This window comes from Stenotrophomonas sp. AS012628 (assembly GCF_010608305.1).
GTDB classification, from domain to species: Bacteria; Pseudomonadota; Gammaproteobacteria; order Xanthomonadales; family Xanthomonadaceae; genus Stenotrophomonas; species Stenotrophomonas geniculata.
Genome location: NZ_VMBJ01000125.1, coordinates 1 through 277, shown reverse-complemented (window position 1 = coordinate 277; position 277 = coordinate 1). Strand labels below are relative to the sequence as shown.

Sequence of the window (277 nt, the reverse complement as noted above, 5' to 3'; positions counted from 1 at the left end):
CTGTTCAGCAATACCAATGAAACACATCTCGGATATGTAAGAAATAAAATGGGTTCAGAGGCATTTCTTACTTTTGAAAAACTATTTGAAAAGACCTGGTATTCTCATGAGATTGGATACAGAAAGCCGGATGTTGAAGCATTTAATTTTGTTTTGCAAAATGCGGGTATTCAGGCTGATGAGACTATATTTGTAGATGATGGCAAAATGCACATTGAAGGAGCTGCAAAGGCGGGATTACACACCCGATGGCATTCCCCGGATCAACATATTAGCC

General features: G+C 39.4%; 1 protein-coding gene. It reads left to right on the top strand.

Translation table 11 applies throughout. From position 1 onward, the window contains the following. Positions 1 to 277 (top strand): HAD-IA family hydrolase (locus G5A07_RS21245; protein ID WP_191863973.1); only part of this gene is annotated, 277 nt, incomplete at both ends.